Raw genomic sequence first — 18052 nt, forward strand, 5'->3', positions numbered from 1 at the left:
CTCTTTTGTTTCTAACAAGCATAATAAGTGTGTTCCTCCGCCTGTTTGTAGTACGATAAACATAGCAAAGCATGGATGGAGGGATGAATGTGAGGCATGCGATTGTAACGGCAGGGGCGAAAGGGCTCGGAAAAAAAGTAACGGAACGATTTTTAAACAAAGGATATGCTGTTACCGTCCATTACCGAAGCGACATAAAGGCTGTTGAAGCGTTAAAAGAAATGTATCGTGGCTGTCATGAGCGTCTTCATTTTGTCCAAGGCGATGTGACGAAGAAAGAAGATTTAATTCGCATTGTTGATGAAGCAGTTGTCAAATTCGGACGCATCGATTATTTAATTCATAATGCGGGTCCTTACATATTTGAGCGAAAAAAGTTAGCCGATTATACGGATGACGAATGGTATGAAATGATTGAAGGGAATTTAAGTGCGATGTTTCATTTATTTAAGCGGGTTGTACCAATTATGCGAAATCAACGTTTTGGGCGCATTGTGACATACGGTTTTCAAGGAGCAGATCACGCACCAGGATGGATGTACCGTTCAGCATTTAGCGCGGCAAAAGTTGGGCTTGTTTCATTAACAAAAACGATTGCACTTGAAGAAGCGGAGTATGGCATTACAGCGAATATGGTATGTCCGGGGAATATTGTTGGAGAAATGAAAGAAGCAACAATTGCATATGCTCGCCAGATGAAAGACGATATAACGCCGATTGGCCGTTCAGGGACGGGAGAGGATATTGCTCGTGTTGTGGAGTTTTTATGTGATGATTGTTCTGATATGATTACAGGAGCAGTCATTGAAGTGACAGGTGGTCTTGATGTCATTCATCGTTATCGAAAATAGGCTGCCATTGTGACAGCCTATACAATTTGTAGTTCTTTTGGATATGTTGTTAAAAGAAGAGGTCCTTTTTCAGTCATATATACATCGTCTTCAATGCGTACGCCACCGACTGATGGGACGTAAATACCGGGCTCAATTGTAAATACCATTCCTGCTTGAAGAGGGGCCGTGTTTGATTCGTTCATCGAAGGGTATTCATGAACATCGATGCCGAGGCCATGACCAATTCGATGTGGGAAGTACGCCCCGTAACCTTCTTGTTCAATTCGTGAACGAGCTGCCTTGTCAATGCTTCCGATGGATGCACCAATTTGACATGCATGAATCGCAGCTTGCTGTGCTTGTAAGACGGTGCTGTATATGCGTTTTTGTTCTTCTGTTGGTTGCCCGAATACGACTGTGCGCGTAATGTCGGAACAATATCCATCAAGCACGATACCAAGGTCAAACAAAACAAAATCCCCCGATTGAATGCGATTCATTCCTGGGACACCGTGAGGATGTGCGCTATTTGTTCCAACGAGGACCATCGTATCAAATGCCATCGTGCGCACTCCTTTTTTCTTTAACTCGTACTCAATTGTAGCAATGATTTCTAATTCTGTTCTTCCTTCTTTTATGGAATGAACACCGATATCGACAGCAAAATCAGCTAATTCCGCCGCTTGACGAAGTGTTTGTAGCTCTTTTTCATCTTTGATCATTCGTAACTCATGAAGCGTATCGGTCAAATCGACAAATGAGGCATGTAAAAAACATGTTTGAAGTCGTTCGAGGCGATTGACTGTTAAATGATTTTTTTCGATACCGATACGCTCATTTTGTACATTTCGTTTACTTAACTCGTTGCTTAACATATGCCACGGATCGTGAACGTCGTCATAACTAACAATTCTATACGCCCACCCTGACTGTTTTGCTTGATTTGCATCCATTTCGGGACAAATAAGAAACGGTTCTTCATCTGGAAAAATGACAATAGCTAACAATCGTTCATGTGGATTGCTGTAAAAGTTGCTAAAATAAAAAACGTTTGCTGTCGATGTAATGAACGCCCATGACGCGTTTGTTTCTTTCAATTTTTGTTGGAGTTTACTTATTCGTTCCATCCTGTTCACATCCTTTCTTTTTCAGCTTATCATGAACAAAAAAAGAAGGAAATAGTGCAAAAACGAAGAAACAAAATCATGTTAAAAACAAAGAAAGGAGCACGAAATATGAAAGTCACTTATCACGGACATTCTGTTGTAAAAATTGAAACGAACGGCAAAACAATTTTCATTGATCCTTTTATTACAGGAAACCCGCTAACTGACTTAAAAGCAGAGGATGTTCATGTTGATGTCATTTTATTAACACATGGCCATAATGATCATGTCGGTGATACGGTCTCATTAGCGAAAAAGAACGATGCCCTCGTCATTGCTCCGTATGAATTAGCTACGTATTTGAGCTGGAAAGGTGTTCGCGTTCACCCAATGCACATCGGTGGATCGTTTTCTTTTGATTTTGGGAAAGTAAAATTGACGCAAGCGTTTCATGGCTCAAGCTATGTAGAAGAAAACGAAACGATTGTTTATACAGGAATGCCAAGCGGTATTTTGTTTAGCGCGGAAGGAAAGACGATTTATCATGCCGGGGATACAGCGTTATTTTCTGATATGAAACTTATTGGTGAAATGAATGATATTGATGTGGCGTTTTTACCAATTGGGGATAACTTTACGATGGGACCGGAGGATGCGGCGATCGCAGCAAAATGGTTAAAGGCGAAAATGGTTGTTCCAATTCATTACAATACATTCCCTGTCATTCAACAAGATCCGCAACGGTTTGTGGCGATGATCGAAGGTGTTGGCCGCGTATTGCATGTTGGCGAAAGCATAGAACTATGAAAACGTTCATTGAATGCAGTCAGGCACACCCTTATAATAAAAAGTAATAAACTGTCGAAAAAGGGTGGGGCAACTTGACGATTACGAAGCACGAACAAATTTTGCAATATATTGAGAGTTTACCGATCGGAGAAAAAATATCCGTTCGCCAAATCGCAAAAGAAATGGGAGTAAGTGAAGGAACGGCTTATCGTGCCATTAAAGACGCTGAAACAAAAGGGTATGTAAGCACGATTGAGCGTGTTGGAACGATTCGAATTGAACAAAAAAAGAAAGAAAATATTGAAAGGTTAACGTATGCCGAAGTCGTTAATATCGTGGATGGGCAAGTGCTCGGTGGGAAAGAAGGATTACATAAAACGTTAAATAAATTTGTGATCGGAGCAATGAAGCTCGAAGCGATGATGCGCTATACAGGTGCAGGGAATTTGTTGATTGTTGGGAACCGAACGAAAGCGCATGAATTAGCGCTTGAAGCTGGGGCGGGTGTGTTAATTACAGGTGGTTTTGATACCGAAGAACACGTGAAAAAATTAGCGGATGAGCGACAGTTGCCGATCATTTCGACAAGTTACGATACATTTACGGTTGCCACGATGATTAATCGCGCCATTTATGACCAGTTGATTAAAAAAGAAATCGTGCTCGTTGAGGATATTTTAACACCATTTGAAAAAACGGCATATTTGTATGTGACCGACCAAGTTGAGAGGTGGTATGAGCTCAATCGTGAAACGACTCATAGCCGTTTTCCAGTCATTGATCAACAATTAAAAGTGCAAGGAATTGTGACGGCGAAAGATGTGATGGGGTATGAGCGCGATGTGCTTATTGAAAAAGTAATGACGAAACATCCGATTACGGTAAGCGGGAAAACGTCAGTCGCTTCCGCTTCACATATGATGGTGTGGGAAGGCATCGAAGTGTTGCCGGTAGTCGATGAATATGGTCGGCTCCAAGGAATTATTAGCCGCCAAGACGTATTGAAAGCGTTGCAAATGGTGCAACGTCAGCCGCAAGTGGGCGAGACGATTGACGATATTGTAACGACCCAATTTTTAACTGAAACAGTTGACGGCGTTTTTCGCTGTAACATTACTCCGCAAATGACGAACCATTTAGGAACGTTATCGTACGGAGTGTTTACAACGATTGTAACTGAGGCAGCTACGCGAGCTCTACGCCTCCATAAACGTGGTGATCTTGTTGTAGAGAATATTACCATTTACTTTATTAAGCCTGTACAAATTGATAGCGTCATCGATATTAAACCGAAGTTGTTAGAAATTGGACGTAAATTCGGAAAGGTTGATGTTGAAGTATTTAATGAAGGAACGCTCGTCGGAAAGGCATTAATGATGTGTCAATTGCTTGAACGACAATAGGCTGCGTACGGCAGCCTATTTCGTTTCTTCCGCTTCTTTTACAGCAAGCGGAAAATAATAGCGATGAGCTCGGTATCCTGCCCATATGCTCCCTGCACCGACGAGAAGAAGCACAATGCCAACGATGAGAGATACTGTCGACCGATGAATGAAAAATTGGTTGATCGCAAAGAAAAATACAAACGACCCGAGCGCCATGCTTGATTTTGCGCTAATCCATTTTCGTTCCATCGGCTTTTTACTGCGGACATATTTTATTTTGTAATACAAATAAAACGAAAGCGAAAAAACGATAAGTATAACAAATATTGGCATATTCAGTCCTCCAAAAGAAAAAATTGTTGCGTGATTATTTTACATCTTTTCGAATCATAATAAAATATGTTTTAATGGAGAAAAAAAGGGAGAAGCGCCATGGAACAAAAAGTTCTTGAAATTATTGATCATATTCGACAATTTGATACGATTATTATTCACCGTCACGTCCGTCCTGATCCCGACGCGTACGGTTCACAAGGAGGATTAGCGGAGCTTATTCAAGCGTCGTTTCCAGAAAAAAGAGTATATACGGTTGGAAAAGATGAGCCGTCGCTTGAATTTTTACGTAAGATGGATGTTGTTCCGGATGAAATGTATAACGATGCACTTGTCATTGTTTGCGATACAGCAAACGAAGAACGGGTATGTGATCAACGCTATAAGCTAGGGAAAAAAATTATTAAAATCGACCACCACCCAAATGAAGATCCGTACGGCGACATCTTATGGGTAGATACAAATGCAAGCTCCGTTAGCGAAATGATTTATGAGTTATACTTAATTGGAAAAGAACATGGTCTCATTTTAACGAAAGAAGCTGCTCGGCTCATTTACGCGGGCATTGTCGGTGATACAGGACGCTTTCTTTTCCCAAGTACAAATCCGAAAACATTTAAATACGCAAGCGAGTTAGTTGAATACGGGTTTTCGTTTGTCGATTTATACGATCAACTTTATCGAACGAAATTATCGATCGCACATTTAAGCGGATATGTGTTGCAAAATTTCGAGCTATCTGAATATGGAGTGGCTCATATTGTATTAACAAAAGAGTTGTTGAAGCAGTATGACGCAACGCCATCGGAGGCTTCACAACTTGTGAGCGTGCTTGGAAATATTGAAGGAATAAAGGTGTGGGTATTTTTCGTGGAGGAAGATGATCAAATTCGTGTTCGTCTTCGTTCAAGAGGTCCGATTGTCAATGAAGTGGCGAAAAAATACCGTGGCGGAGGTCATCCGCTAGCAGCAGGTGCGTCGATTTATTCGTGGGAAGAAGTTAAACGCGTATTGGCAGATTTAAACGAAGTATGCAAGCAACAGTAGAACGCTTTCTACTGTTGCTTTAATTTTAGTTCAATAGATATATTAGTGAAAAATAAAATCGTTTCGATATCGAGATGGTACGTTCGATTATCGATGATGTACGTTTTATTTTCAATTGCTTTTTTTAATAGCTCTCTGCTTTTATATACCGTTTCAATATCTTTTGCGGTGATATGTTGAATGTCTTTTTTTATATCTTCTTCCATGCGAAAAGTTGTATACGTGTCGATACCATAAGATTTGGCATTGATCACTTTTACATCAATTGATTGGATTGTTAGTCGCTTTTTATTTTCTTTGTTTAGCTGAATGTAATCTTGTTGCCAAATGTTTAAATCATGTTTTAATTGCGCAATAATTTCTTGTTGCATTTTGAGCAGGCGCACTTGTTTTTCTTGTAAAATGCCGAAGATTTGTGAGAAAACGATCCAACTGATAAGTGCACCAATTGCCGTTCCAGCGAAAAAGCGTTGCCAGCCTGGATCGCGTGTGTACGGTGGAACTCTCATGCGCCATGCTCCTGTGTAAACCAGCGAATGAATGTCATACCTGTTTGTGCCCCGCCAGTTGCCGATAAAATAAGTAAAAATTGTTTAATGACATCACGCGTTTCCCCTTGGAAAAATCCGCGTTCCATGCTGTAAAACGTATCAAACGTACCACCAATAGCTGCAATTAACGCCCAAATTTTTAAACTGCTCGCAAAGCGATACATCATCGTCAGCGGCGGTTCACCAGACAAAAAAGCCCCGAATCCTCCGATGAGCGCCCCTCCAACTAACACGCCTAAAGCAATGAAATAGCTTTGAATAAAAGCAGGTAAAAACGCCGTTTTCATCTCCATCTCGCTCACTCCTTCTGTATACTATGTATATGGGACAAATAAACAAGGTATGTTTTGCTTTTCGGCTTTTATAGAGCATATAATAGAAAAAAATAGAAAAGGTGGGAGACACATTGTCGTTTATCCATCTACAAGTGCGGAGTGGTTATAGCTTATTAAGTAGCACAGTCAAAATAGAGGAACTTGTCACGCGCGCACGTGAACTTCAATTTCCAGCAATCGCTTTAACAGATGAAAACGTCCTCTATGGCGTTATGCCTTTTTATGAGGCGTGTCAAGCGCATGGAATTAAGCCAATTATCGGCATGATGGCAACGATTATGGATGAACATGGCCATACTGATCAGCTCGTGCTGTTAGCAAAAAATAACGACGGGTATCGTCAACTTGTCCATATTGCTACAGCTATTCAAATGAATGATGGAAAGGGCATTTCTTTACTTGATTTCTCACATCATACGAGCGAACTCATCGGTATGACATGTGGGGTATACGGTCGGGTGGAGCAACATTTATTGAACGGCGAAATTGAGCAAGCTGAGGCGATCGTTCAAACGTATGCGAAGCTGTTTCAACGTGGCGATTTTTATATAAACGTGCAGCGACATGGCTTACAAGAACAAGAGCATTTGTTGTCACTACTTTTTGAACATAGTAAACGATGGGACATTCCGCTCGTGGCGACAAACGATGTACGCTACATGTATAAAGAGGATGCACTTGCTCTTGAATGTTTACTTGCGATGAAACACGGAAAGAAAATGGCTGACCCGACACGTCCGCGTTTAGCAACAAATGAATATCTTTTAAAAAGCGCTTATGAAATGGCCGCGTTATTTTCAAATGGTTATGAAGCGGTCGAGGAGACGGTACGCATTGCGCAACGATGTCATGTGACGTTTGAGTCTAAAAAATGGTTTATGCCGCGCTATCCTGTTCCTTCGGGGAAAACAGCTGACGAATATTTGCAAACGTGGTGTTGGGAGCAACTAACGAAACGGTTTCCTGATCGACCACAAGCATATGTCGCTCGATTGCAATATGAACTGCAAATCATTCAACAGATGAATTTTAGTGACTATTTTTTAATCGTTGCTGATTTTGTACGTTTTGCTCGTGAACGAGGCATACTAACGGGACCGGGACGTGGATCAGCCGCTGGATCGCTCGTCGCTTACATACTCGGTATTACCCAAGTCGACCCTTTGCAATATGGGTTATTGTTTGAGCGTTTTTTAAATCCAGCACGTTTATCTCTCCCAGATATTGATATCGATTTTCCTGATGATCGTCGTGAAGAAGTGATTCGTTACATTGAACAAAAATACGGATCCGACCACGTTGCACAAATTGTGACGTTTGGAACTTTCGGGATGCGTTCTGCTGTTCGTGAAGTTGGTCGTGTTTTTGATGTCGATGAACGCGAAATCCAACAAACGCTAGCAACCGGAAGCTTTGATCATACGCGCCCATGGCACTACGTTGCACAACGAATTGAAGGATTACCGAAGCATACGTCCGTTCATGCTGCCGGTATTGTGATCAGCCCCCGTCCATTAACGGACATCATCCCTCTTCAAAGCGGGCAGACGACAACATATGTGACACAATATGCAATGGATGCGCTTGAACGACTAGGACTACTGAAATTCGATTTACTTGCGCTTAAAAATTTAACAATGATCGAACAAATGATTCAAAGCATTGAACAACGTACAGGTCATCGTTTGAGTTTTGAAAACATGTCAATTGATGATCAAAAAACGTATGCACTTTTAAGCCGAGGAGATACATTTGGTGTGTTTCAGCTTGAGTCAGAAGGGATGAAGCGGGTATTGCGCGAATTACAACCGACAACGTTTGAAGATATTGTTGCAGTAAACGCCTTATTTCGTCCGGGACCGATGGAACAAATTCCAACATATATTGCTCGTAAACATGGCCGTGAACCGATCCGTTACATGCATGATGATTTGCAATCGATTTTGCAATCGACATATGGCGTCATCGTGTACCAAGAACAAATTATGAAAATCGCTGAACAAATGGCGAAATTTTCATTAGCTCAGGCAGATTTATTACGTCGAGCAATAAGTAAAAAAGACGTTGGACAAATGGAAAAAGAGAAAAAACACTTCATTGAGGGATGCATACAAAATGGGTATGATGCGCATCTCGCAAACGAATTGTATGAGCTTATCGTTCGTTTTGCTGGATATGGGTTTAACCGTAGCCACGCGGTAGCATATAGCTACATCGCATATATGCTTGCGTATATTAAAGCACATTATCCGCTTGATTTTTATGCTGCTGTACTAACAAACGTAAGTGGGCAAAAAGAAAAAATGATGCAATGTGTACACGAACTTCGGAGCAAAAAAATACGGCTACTCCCTCCTTCCGTTGCACGGAGCGAAGGGCACTTTACTGTTGATGATAACGGTATTCGCTTTGGATTGTTAGCGATTAAGCAAGTGAGCGTTGCTTTTGTCAAAGAAGTGATTCGAGAGCGTCAAAAACGTCCATTTTCCGATTTTTTTGATTTTGTTTCCCGACTACGACTCGAACCTTCACAAAGAAAAATGGTTGAAGCGTTCATTTTTTCTGGTTGCTTTGATGAATTTCGTATCGAGCGTGCTACCCTTTATGCAAGCATCGATGTGGCGTTTGAGCATGCGGAGTTGATGAATTTCTCTCTTCATGTACAACCAAAATACGTTCAAGCTGAGCCGTTATCGCTTATCGATCAACTAAAATATGAAAAACAATGGCTGAACGTATACGTGTCCCCTCATCCTGTTGAATCATTCTCACATTTTTATTCGATGTGGGGAGCAAAGCGCATGTATGAATGGACGAAAGAAAATGTGAATCATGGAAAAGTAATTGTATATGTTGAGGAGGTGACGAGAAAACGGACGAAAAAAGGGGAAGAAATGGCGTTTCTTACAATTTGTGATGACAGCGATGAATGGCAAGCGGTCGTATTTCCGACGAGTTATCGGCGGTTTCATGATTTATTGCAACAAGGAAGCATACTGTATATGGAAGGGAAAATAGAACAGCGATCGAGTGGGTGGCATCTCATTGTACAACAAGTGAGAAAACCAGTATGTGTGTATATCAAAATTGATGAACAGCATGCATCGCCAGTTGTGTTAAAGCAGTTGAAGGATGTGCTAACCGCTCATCATGGACATGCACCTGTCATTTTGTATTATGAAACGGAACGAAAAAAAGTGCAGCTCTCCCATGAGTACGCAGTATCCCTAAACGATGAGAGCATTCGGCAATTGACAGCATTGCTTGGCGATGGGAATGTCGTTGTGAAATAAAAATGCTTTACTATTTCTCATTTTTATTATATTTTTATAGAAGTTAAGTGGTCAGACCAGTGACTACTTGTTAAGGAGGAAGATGTTGTGTCGTTGTTTGAAGAAGCGCTTCGTATGCATGAACGTTATCAAGGGAAGCTAGAAGTAAAAGCGAAAGTGCCATTAAGGAACGCCTATGATTTAAGTTTGGCGTATTCTCCTGGTGTGGCCGAACCGTGCAAAGCTATTTCTCACGATCCAATTAAAATATACGATTATACATTAAAGGCGAACACGGTAGCTGTTGTATCGAATGGAAGTGCGGTATTAGGACTTGGAAATATTGGAGCAGAAGCAGCATTGCCGGTTATGGAAGGAAAAGCTGTGCTTTTTAAAAGTTTTGCCGGAGTTGATGCCTTTCCGATTTGTTTAAATACATCAGATGTGGAACAAATCATTCAAACAGTTAAACTGCTTGAACCGACGTTTGGTGGCATCAACTTAGAAGATATTGCTGCTCCGCATTGTTTTATTATTGAAGAGCGGTTAAAGGAAGAAATGAACATTCCTGTCTTTCACGACGACCAGCACGGAACAGCGATTGTGACTGTTGCGGGTCTAGTCAACGCGTTAAAGTTAGTAAACAAAAAGATGGAAGATATTCAAGTCGTGATTAACGGAGCAGGTGCGGCAGGCATTGCGATCATGAAGTTGCTCCGCTGTTACGGAGTCAAACATATGATTATGTGCGATTCAAAAGGGGCCGTTTATGAGGGGCGTCCGTACGGAATGAATGACATCAAACATGAAATTGCGCAATGGACAAACGTAGAGAAAAAATCAGGGACGTTACAAGAAGTGATCGTTGGTGCGGATGTATTTATTGGTGTGTCTGTTGCAGGAGCATTGACAGCTGGCATGGTTGAAACGATGAATCGGGATGCGATTATTTTTGCGATGGCAAACCCGATGCCAGAAATTATGCCTGAAGAGGCGCTACAAGCAGGGGCGACGGTTGTCGGAACAGGACGCTCTGACTATCCGAATCAAGTAAATAACGTTTTGGCGTTTCCTGGTATGTTTAGAGGGGCGCTTGATGTGCGCGCCAAGCAAATTAATGAACAAATGAAAATAGCCGCCGTTGAAGCGATTGCCAACTTAATTACAGAAGACGAATTGCGCGCCGATTATGTCATTCCAGCTCCGTTTGATCCTCGTGTTGCTCCAGCCGTTGCCGCTGCTGTGGCGAAAGCAGCAATTGAAACAGGGGTCGCACGCACGATGCTCGATCCAAAAGAGGTAGAACAACGAACGCGACAATTAGTAGCTATTGCAGGTGAGCACAACGATGACGACTTCTAAAGTGTACATTGAAACGTTTTGGCAAATTCATCGCATGATCGAGGAAGCAGGTCTTCAACCAGGTGATCGGCTTCCATCTGAACGAGAGCTAGCCGACCGATTAGGAGTCGGACGCTCTTCTGTTCGTGAAGCGTTGCGGGCGTTGGAGTTGCTCGGATTAATTGAAACGCGTCGTGGAGAAGGAACGTTTATGAAGCCATTTGGGGATCATCAGCTTATTCATTTGCTCAGCTCGTTTATTTTACAAGGAAATCGGGAAAAACGAGATTTAATCGAAACAAAAGTTCTTATCGAACAAATATGTTTGCAGCTTGCCTGCGAACGACTGACGGATGAGAAGCTTGAGCGTATCAAACGGGAGGAACATACGTATCATTCATTTTTTCGGCGAATTGTAGAAGCGACGGATAACTATTTGTTGCTACGCATTTGGCTCGTATTAACCGACTTTTTTAAACACATCTATACGTTGACTCTCCCTTCCGAATTTTATGAACAAATGTGGGTGGCGTTACAAAAACGGTCGTGCGAAGAAGCAATAGCGATGTATGAACAATACGTCAACAACCCAATGACTAAAGTCATGGGCTTGTAAGCCCCATGTTGACCAGACCAAGGCTTGAAACAGAGCCTACGTTATAGATGTCATGACACGGTGGGGTGCTTCTCCAGCCCTACCCCCTGTCGTGCAAGATTAAACAAGCGTGGTGGGTGGCGCTAGTGTCTTGCACATAACAAGCATCTATAACATGGTCGAGGAGAATATGACCTGCTTTATGCAGAGGAAAGGGGAATACCCTATGGTTTTTGTGTTAGACACAAATAAGTGTCCGCTTGCTCCTTGTCACGAAGCAGTTGCGAGAAAGCTGTTGAAACAAGGGAAGGCAGCGATCTACAAACGCTATCCATTTACGATTATTTTAAAAGAAATTGTCGATAATTTTCGACCGAAAACACCGTATCGGCTCAAAATCGATCACGGAAGCAAACACACAGGACTTGCGATTTTGCGAGGACAAGAAGTGGTATGGTTAGGGCAACTTGACCATCGCACAGACATCAAGGAAAGAATGGATAAAAGGCGTGCTTTTCGTCGAGCAAGACGAAATCGAAAAACTCGATACAGAAAACCACGTTTTCTTAATCGTAGGAGAAAAGACGGGTGGTTGCCGCCATCACTAGAGAGTCGCGTGCAAAATATCCAAACATGGGTTAACCGCCTAAAGAAGTTATGCCCCATTGGGTATATATCATACGAAAATACCAAATTCGACACGCAACTCATGCGAAATCCTGAAATCAGCGGCATTGAGTATCAACAAGGCACGCTTCAAGGATATGAAGTACGGGAGTATTTGCTTGAAAAGTTTGGGCGGAAGTGTTGTTATTGCGGAAAAGAAAATGTTCCACTTGAAGTGGAGCATATCATTCCAAAATCGAGAGGTGGAACAGACAGAATAGATAACCTCTGCCTTGCGTGTCGAGATTGCAACCAAAGAAAAGGAAGTCAAACCGCAGAAGAATTCGGGTATCCACATATTCAAAAAATGGTCAAAAAAACGCTAAAAGACGCAAGTGTAGTGAATGCCACTCGATGGAAAGTGTATGAAGTGTTAAAACAAAGCGGATGCGAAGTAGAGTGTGGAACAGGTGCACGAACGAAAATGAATCGTATTCGTTTAGACTTGCCGAAAACACACTATTTTGACGCTTGTTGCGTGGGAGAAAGCACACCAAATCACTTATATTTCAAAACAAAAGAAGTGTTATTCATTAGAGCAAAGGGGCGTGGTAGTCGTTCACGCACAAACCTAGATAGATATGGCTTCCCAAGAGGTTATCTTGCAAGACAAAAGTTCTTCTTTGGTTTTCAAACAGGGGACATGGTTAAGGCTGTTATCCCAAGAGGGAAATATCAAGGCGTTTGGTTTGGCGAAGTATCATGCAGAAAGACTGGAAGTTTCGATATTAAAGGTAAGGACGGTAAACGTATCGCACAAGGAATAAATTATAGATATGTCCAAGTCATTCAGCGATTCGACGGATACACATATCGAAGGGAGGGAATGAACATTGCGTAAGGTGCAATTCCTCCCCGTACCTAAAGGCAGGGGCTTCCTTGCGTAAGTTTCGTGATGCAAAAAATGTCGAAAGAGAACTGACACAATATGACAAACAAAGTTGTTTTTATTCGGTAAAGTAGAAATGGACGAAGTAGGGGAGGGAAACATGTGCTGAAAGATTTGTTCTCCAAAAAGAAGAAATATGCGACCATTCCATCTGAACAAGCGAAGCAAGACGTGCCAGAAGGCATTATGACGAAATGTCCGAAGTGCAAAAAAATCATGTATACGAAAGAACTAGTGAAAAACTTACGCGTTTGTATATCGTGCGGCTATCATCATCCAATGTCTGCTCCTGAACGCATTGCGTGTTTGTTAGACGAAGGAACGTTTCATGAATACGATCGTCACCTTCTTTCTAAAAACCCGCTCGAATTCCCTCAATATATGGAAAAAATTGAGGAAGATCGCGAAAAAACAAAACTAAATGAAGCAGTCGTGACTGGTGAAGGAACAATAAACGGTTTCTCGGTCGTTATTGCCGTAATGGATTCCCGTTTCCGCATGGGCAGTATGGGATCAGTTGTCGGAGAAAAAATTGCACGTGCTATTGAGCGAGCGATGGAAAAATCGGTACCTTTTATTATTTTTACCGCTTCCGGTGGAGCGCGGATGCAAGAAGGTGTATTAAGTTTGATGCAAATGGCGAAGACAAGTGCTGCGTTAAAACTGTTTAGCGAACAAGGCGGGCTTATTATTTCAGTGATGACTCATCCGACGACAGGTGGTGTATCAGCAAGTTTCGCCTCGCTTGGAGATTACAATTTTGCTGAGCCAGGGGCGCTCATCGGTTTTGCAGGACGGCGCGTCATTGAACAAACCGTTCGTGAGGAATTGCCGGATGACTTTCAAACAGCGGAATTTTTATTGAAACATGGACAACTAGATGCGGTGATCCCGCGTCATGAACTAAAAGACACATTAACGAATGTATTAGACATTCACCAATCGCGAGGTGGAGACGAATGGCGTACGAGTTAGAATTCGAAAAGCCGCTTGTAGAATTGCGAAAAAAAATTAGTGAGTTAAAAGAATTTACAAAGCATCGCGATGTTGACTTTTCCGATGAAATTAATAAATTAGAAGCTCGACTTGAAAAGCTGGAAAACGACATTTATGCGAACTTAAGCCCGTGGGATCGTGTGCAAATTGCGCGCCATCCGAATCGACCAACAACGCTTGATTATATTGAACGATTGTTTACAAACTTTTTCGAATGTCACGGTGACCGTTGTTTTGGTGATGATGAAGCGATCGTAGGAGGAATTGCTAAATATCGCGGATTGCCTGTGACGGTAATCGGCCATCAGCGCGGGAAAGATACGAAAGAAAATATTCGCCGTAATTTTGGTATGCCACATCCCGAAGGATATCGAAAAGCGCTCCGTTTAATGAAACAAGCGGAGAAATTTGGGCGCCCCATTATTTGTTTCATTGATACGAAAGGGGCGTATCCGGGGAAAGCAGCAGAAGAACGAGGTCAAAGTGAAGCAATCGCACGGAACTTATTTGAAATGGCAGGGTTGACAGTTCCTGTCGTATGCATCGTGATCGGCGAAGGAGGAAGCGGTGGCGCGCTTGCTCTTGGTGTCGGCAACTACGTTCATATGCTTGAAAATTCGACGTATTCCGTCATCTCGCCGGAAGGAGCGGCCGCAATTTTATGGAAAGATGCATCGCTCGCAAAAAAAGCTGCCGAAACGATGAAAATTACAGCAAAAGATTTAAAAAAGCTCGGCGTCATTGATGAGATCGTTCCAGAAGTGCGTGGAGGGGCACACCGAAATGTCGATGAACAAGCGAAATATATTGACGATGTGCTGCAACGTTCATTGCGTCAATTGCTTCCATTAAGCGCTGAACAACTGATTGCGCAGCGATATGAAAAATATAAGAAGATTGGCGATTTTATTGAATCTCAACAACATGTATCGGTTATGTAAAAAGGTCATTATCGGATGGCCTTTTTACATGAAATAGACGACTTTGGGTAAACTTTTTGTAGTGAAAAAAAATCAACGTTTTGTGAAACATTTCATTATGTATTGTGTTCGATATACCTTCGTGTTATCTTAAAGTAAGAGGTCATACTTCTTATTTTATTTTTTTTAAAGAGGTGAAGAGCGATGAAAAGAATTGGTGTGCTTACGAGCGGTGGCGATTCGCCAGGAATGAATGCCGCTATTCGTGCGGTTGTTCGGAAAGCGATTTACCACGGCTTAGAAGTGTACGGCATTTATCACGGATATGCTGGATTGATTGCCGGGAATATAAAGAAGCTTGAGATTGGCGATGTTGGCGACATTATTCATCGCGGCGGAACGATGTTATACACTGCTCGTTGCCCAGAATTCAAAACGTTAGAAGGACAGTTAAAAGGAATTGAGCAGTTGAAAAAACACGGTATTGAGGGGCTTGTTGTCATTGGTGGCGACGGCTCTTATCAAGGTGCGAAAAAGTTAACAGAACACGGTTATCCGTGTGTTGGTGTGCCGGGAACAATTGATAACGACATTCCAGGAACAGATTTTACGATTGGTTTTGATACAGCGTTAAATACGGTCATTGATGCCATTGACAAAATTCGCGATACAGCGACATCTCATGAACGTACATATGTGATTGAAGTCATGGGACGTCATGCGGGGGATATTGCGCTTTGGGCAGGTCTTGCAGGCGGAGCAGAAAGTATTTTAATTCCAGAAGCAGACTATGATATGGACGAAATAGTCGCGCGTCTCAAACGTGGACATGAACGCGGCAAAAAACATAGTATCATTATTGTTGCGGAAGGTGTCGGCAGCGGTGTAGACTTCGGTAAGCGCATTGAGGAAGCAACAGGATTTGAAACGCGTGTAACTGTGCTAGGGCACGTACAGCGCGGTGGATCACCGACAGCGTTTGACCGTGTGCTTGCGAGCCGTTTAGGTGCGCGCGCAGTGGAATTGTTACTCGAAGGAAAAGGTGGACGTTGCGTTGGCATCCAAAACAATCATCTCGTCGACCACGACATCATTGAAGCGTTAGCACAAAAACATACAGTTGACCAAAAAATGTATCAACTATCAAAAGAACTTTCAATTTAATGTATATTTATGGTATCGTTTCCATATACAAAGTGTAGGAGGGTATTTATGCGCAAAACGAAAATTGTTTGTACGATCGGTCCAGCGAGCGAAAGTGTAGAAAAGCTTGTGCAACTCATTGAGGCAGGGATGAATGTTGCCCGCCTCAACTTTTCGCACGGAAGTCATGAAGAACATGCAGCGCGCATTCGCAACATTCGCGAAGCATCGAGAATGACTGGAAAAACGGTTGCGATTTTATTGGATACGAAAGGTCCAGAAATTCGTACACATGACATGGAAAATGGTGCGATTGAATTGAAAGCGGGCGCTGAAGTCACTATTTCGATGACGGAAGTGCTCGGTACGCCAGAAAAATTTTCGATTACGTATGAAGGGCTAATTGACGATGTGCATGTCGGCTCAACGATTTTGTTAGACGACGGACTCATTGGTTTAGAAGTATTAGCTGTTGATAAAGAAGCGAAAGAAATAAAAACAAAAGTATTAAACGGTGGCGTATTAAAAAATAAAAAAGGTGTAAACGTTCCGGGTGTAAAAGTAAAACTACCGGGTATTACGGAAAAAGATGCAGAGGACATTCATTTTGGTATTGAACAAGGGATTGATTTCATCGCTGCATCATTTGTTCGACGCTCTTCCGACGTGCTCGAAATTCGGGAATTGCTTGAGGCGCATGACGCGTTACACATTCAAATCATCCCGAAAATTGAGAATCAAGAAGGCGTAGACAATATTGATGAAATTTTAGAAGTAGCAGACGGTTTAATGGTTGCACGCGGGGATTTAGGCGTCGAAATTCCGGCGGAAGAAGTGCCACTTGTCCAAAAAGAGTTAATTAAAAAATGTAATGCGCTCGGAAAACCGGTCATTACGGCGACACAAATGCTTGATTCGATGCAACGCAACCCACGGCCGACTCGTGCTGAAGCAAGCGATGTGGCAAACGCCATTTTTGATGGAACAGATGCGATTATGCTTTCAGGTGAGACAGCGGCAGGTGCTTATCCAGTCGAAGCGGTACAAACGATGCACCGCATTGCTCTGCGCACAGAACAAGCGTTACAATATCGCGACTTATTATCGAAACGAAGCAAACAGAGCGGTACGACGATTACAGATGCAATCGGGCAATCGGTTGCTCACACCGCATTAAATTTAGATGTCGCAGCGATTGTGACGCCGACAGTAAGCGGTCATACCGCCCGGATGATTTCGAAATATCGCCCAAAAGCGCCAATTATCGCCGTGACATCAAATGAAGCTGTATCACGTAAATTAGCACTTGTTTGGGGTGTTTATCCACGCGTCGCTCAACACGCAACGTCAACGGATGAAATGCTCGATATTGCTGTTGAGGCAGCCCTTGATACAGGCATCGTGAAACATGGCGACCTTGTTGTCATTACAGCGGGCGTTCCAGTTGGAGAAACAGGTTCAACCAACTTAATGAAAGTGCATATGATTGGCGATATGATTGCGAAAGGGCAAGGGATTGGCCGTAAATCCGCATTCGGGAAAGTTGTTGTAGCGAAAACAGCAGAAGAAGCGCTTGAAAAAATGGTTGAAGGCGGTATTTTAGTGGCGCCTGCAACGGATGCAGACATGATGAAAGCGTTAGAAAAAGCTGTCGCGATCATTACGGAAGAAGGTGGCTTAACAAGCCATGCGGCTGTCGTTGGTTTAAGCTTAGGGATCCCGGTAATTGTTGGGGTAAACCATGCGACATCTATTTTAAAAGATGGACAAGACATTACGGTAGATGCAAGCTTCGGTGCTATTTATCGCGGTCATGCGAGCGTGCTATAATAAAGAAGGGGGACATCCCCT

The 18052-nt window shown here is 42.5% G+C and carries 16 protein-coding genes; 12 read left to right on the plus strand and 4 right to left on the minus strand.

Annotated elements, in window-relative coordinates:
• Positions 1–83: 83 nt before the first annotated feature.
• Complete coding sequence (locus NSQ23_RS03560; RefSeq protein ID WP_231110094.1) at positions 84–851, plus strand: SDR family oxidoreductase; 768 nt, start codon at positions 84–86, stop codon at positions 849–851.
• 17 nt (positions 852–868) lie between these two features.
• Here NSQ23_RS03560 and NSQ23_RS03565 read toward each other — a convergent pair whose 3' ends face one another.
• On the minus strand, positions 869–1960 hold the full coding sequence (locus NSQ23_RS03565; protein ID WP_339172975.1) for a Xaa-Pro peptidase family protein: 1092 nt from the start codon (positions 1958–1960) through the stop codon (positions 869–871).
• A 108-nt stretch (positions 1961–2068) separates the two neighbouring features.
• Between NSQ23_RS03565 and NSQ23_RS03570 the strand changes: the two genes are divergently transcribed.
• Positions 2069–2746, plus strand: a complete 678-nt coding sequence (locus NSQ23_RS03570; protein WP_339172977.1) for a metal-dependent hydrolase — start codon at positions 2069–2071, stop codon at positions 2744–2746.
• 74 nt (positions 2747–2820) lie between these two features.
• A complete protein-coding gene (locus NSQ23_RS03575) occupies positions 2821–4131 on the plus strand; it encodes a CBS domain-containing protein (RefSeq protein WP_339172980.1) in 1311 nt (436 codons plus the stop codon).
• Between the two features lie 15 nt (positions 4132–4146).
• On the opposite strand, the gene NSQ23_RS03580 is transcribed toward NSQ23_RS03575, so the two are convergent.
• Positions 4147–4446 (minus strand): YtpI family protein, encoded by a 300-nt coding sequence (locus tag NSQ23_RS03580; protein ID WP_006320844.1) that lies wholly within the window; start codon positions 4444–4446, stop codon positions 4147–4149.
• A gap of 99 nt (positions 4447–4545) precedes the next feature.
• Between NSQ23_RS03580 and NSQ23_RS03585 the strand changes: the two genes are divergently transcribed.
• Positions 4546–5493: a bifunctional oligoribonuclease/PAP phosphatase NrnA gene (locus NSQ23_RS03585; protein WP_339172982.1), complete on the plus strand. Its 948-nt coding sequence runs from the start codon at positions 4546–4548 to the stop codon at positions 5491–5493.
• A gap of 8 nt (positions 5494–5501) precedes the next feature.
• Here the strand turns inward: NSQ23_RS03585 and ytrI are convergent, their stop codons facing one another.
• Both ytrI and NSQ23_RS03595 read right to left on the minus strand, forming a co-directional pair.
• Positions 5502–6002 carry a sporulation membrane protein YtrI gene (gene ytrI, locus NSQ23_RS03590; RefSeq protein ID WP_004889061.1) on the minus strand — a complete coding sequence of 167 codons (501 nt, stop codon included), beginning with the start codon at positions 6000–6002 and terminating at the stop codon, positions 5502–5504.
• Positions 5999–6337, minus strand: a complete 339-nt coding sequence (locus NSQ23_RS03595) for a YtrH family sporulation protein (RefSeq protein ID WP_004889062.1) — start codon at positions 6335–6337, stop codon at positions 5999–6001. Before NSQ23_RS03595 ends, ytrI begins: the two co-directional genes overlap by 4 nt.
• 113 nt (positions 6338–6450) lie before the next feature.
• Between NSQ23_RS03595 and dnaE the strand changes: the two genes are divergently transcribed.
• The 8 genes from dnaE (at position 6451) to pyk (ending at position 18031) form a co-directional block, all read left to right on the plus strand.
• Positions 6451–9672, plus strand: coding sequence for a DNA polymerase III subunit alpha (gene dnaE / locus NSQ23_RS03600; protein WP_339172988.1), 3222 nt, complete (start codon positions 6451–6453; stop codon positions 9670–9672).
• A gap of 87 nt (positions 9673–9759) precedes the next feature.
• Complete coding sequence (locus tag NSQ23_RS03605; RefSeq protein WP_339172991.1) at positions 9760–11013, plus strand: malic enzyme-like NAD(P)-binding protein; 1254 nt, start codon at positions 9760–9762, stop codon at positions 11011–11013.
• Positions 11000–11608 (plus strand): GntR family transcriptional regulator, encoded by a 609-nt coding sequence (locus tag NSQ23_RS03610; protein ID WP_339172994.1) that lies wholly within the window; start codon positions 11000–11002, stop codon positions 11606–11608. Before NSQ23_RS03605 ends, NSQ23_RS03610 begins: the two co-directional genes overlap by 14 nt.
• A gap of 205 nt (positions 11609–11813) precedes the next feature.
• The gene (gene iscB / locus NSQ23_RS03615; RefSeq protein ID WP_339174264.1) at positions 11814–13094 is read left to right on the plus strand and encodes an RNA-guided endonuclease IscB; all 1281 of its coding nucleotides are present in this window, start codon (positions 11814–11816) and stop codon (positions 13092–13094) included.
• 150 nt (positions 13095–13244) lie between these two features.
• Positions 13245–14117: an acetyl-CoA carboxylase, carboxyltransferase subunit beta gene (gene accD / locus NSQ23_RS03620; RefSeq protein ID WP_339172996.1), complete on the plus strand. Its 873-nt coding sequence runs from the start codon at positions 13245–13247 to the stop codon at positions 14115–14117.
• On the plus strand, positions 14102–15079 hold the full coding sequence (accA, locus tag NSQ23_RS03625) for an acetyl-CoA carboxylase carboxyl transferase subunit alpha (protein ID WP_004889069.1): 978 nt from the start codon (positions 14102–14104) through the stop codon (positions 15077–15079). Before accD ends, accA begins: the two co-directional genes overlap by 16 nt.
• 183 nt (positions 15080–15262) lie before the next feature.
• Positions 15263–16222, plus strand: coding sequence for a 6-phosphofructokinase (pfkA, locus tag NSQ23_RS03630; protein WP_003397971.1), 960 nt, complete (start codon positions 15263–15265; stop codon positions 16220–16222).
• 48 nt (positions 16223–16270) lie between these two features.
• The gene (pyk, locus tag NSQ23_RS03635) at positions 16271–18031 is read left to right on the plus strand and encodes a pyruvate kinase (protein WP_339173003.1); all 1761 of its coding nucleotides are present in this window, start codon (positions 16271–16273) and stop codon (positions 18029–18031) included.
• The last annotated feature ends 21 nt before the right edge of the window (positions 18032–18052 follow it).

Source organism: Anoxybacillus sp. FSL W8-1294 (assembly GCF_037965005.1).
GTDB classification, from domain to species: domain Bacteria; phylum Bacillota; class Bacilli; order Bacillales; family Anoxybacillaceae; genus Anoxybacillus; species Anoxybacillus flavithermus_G.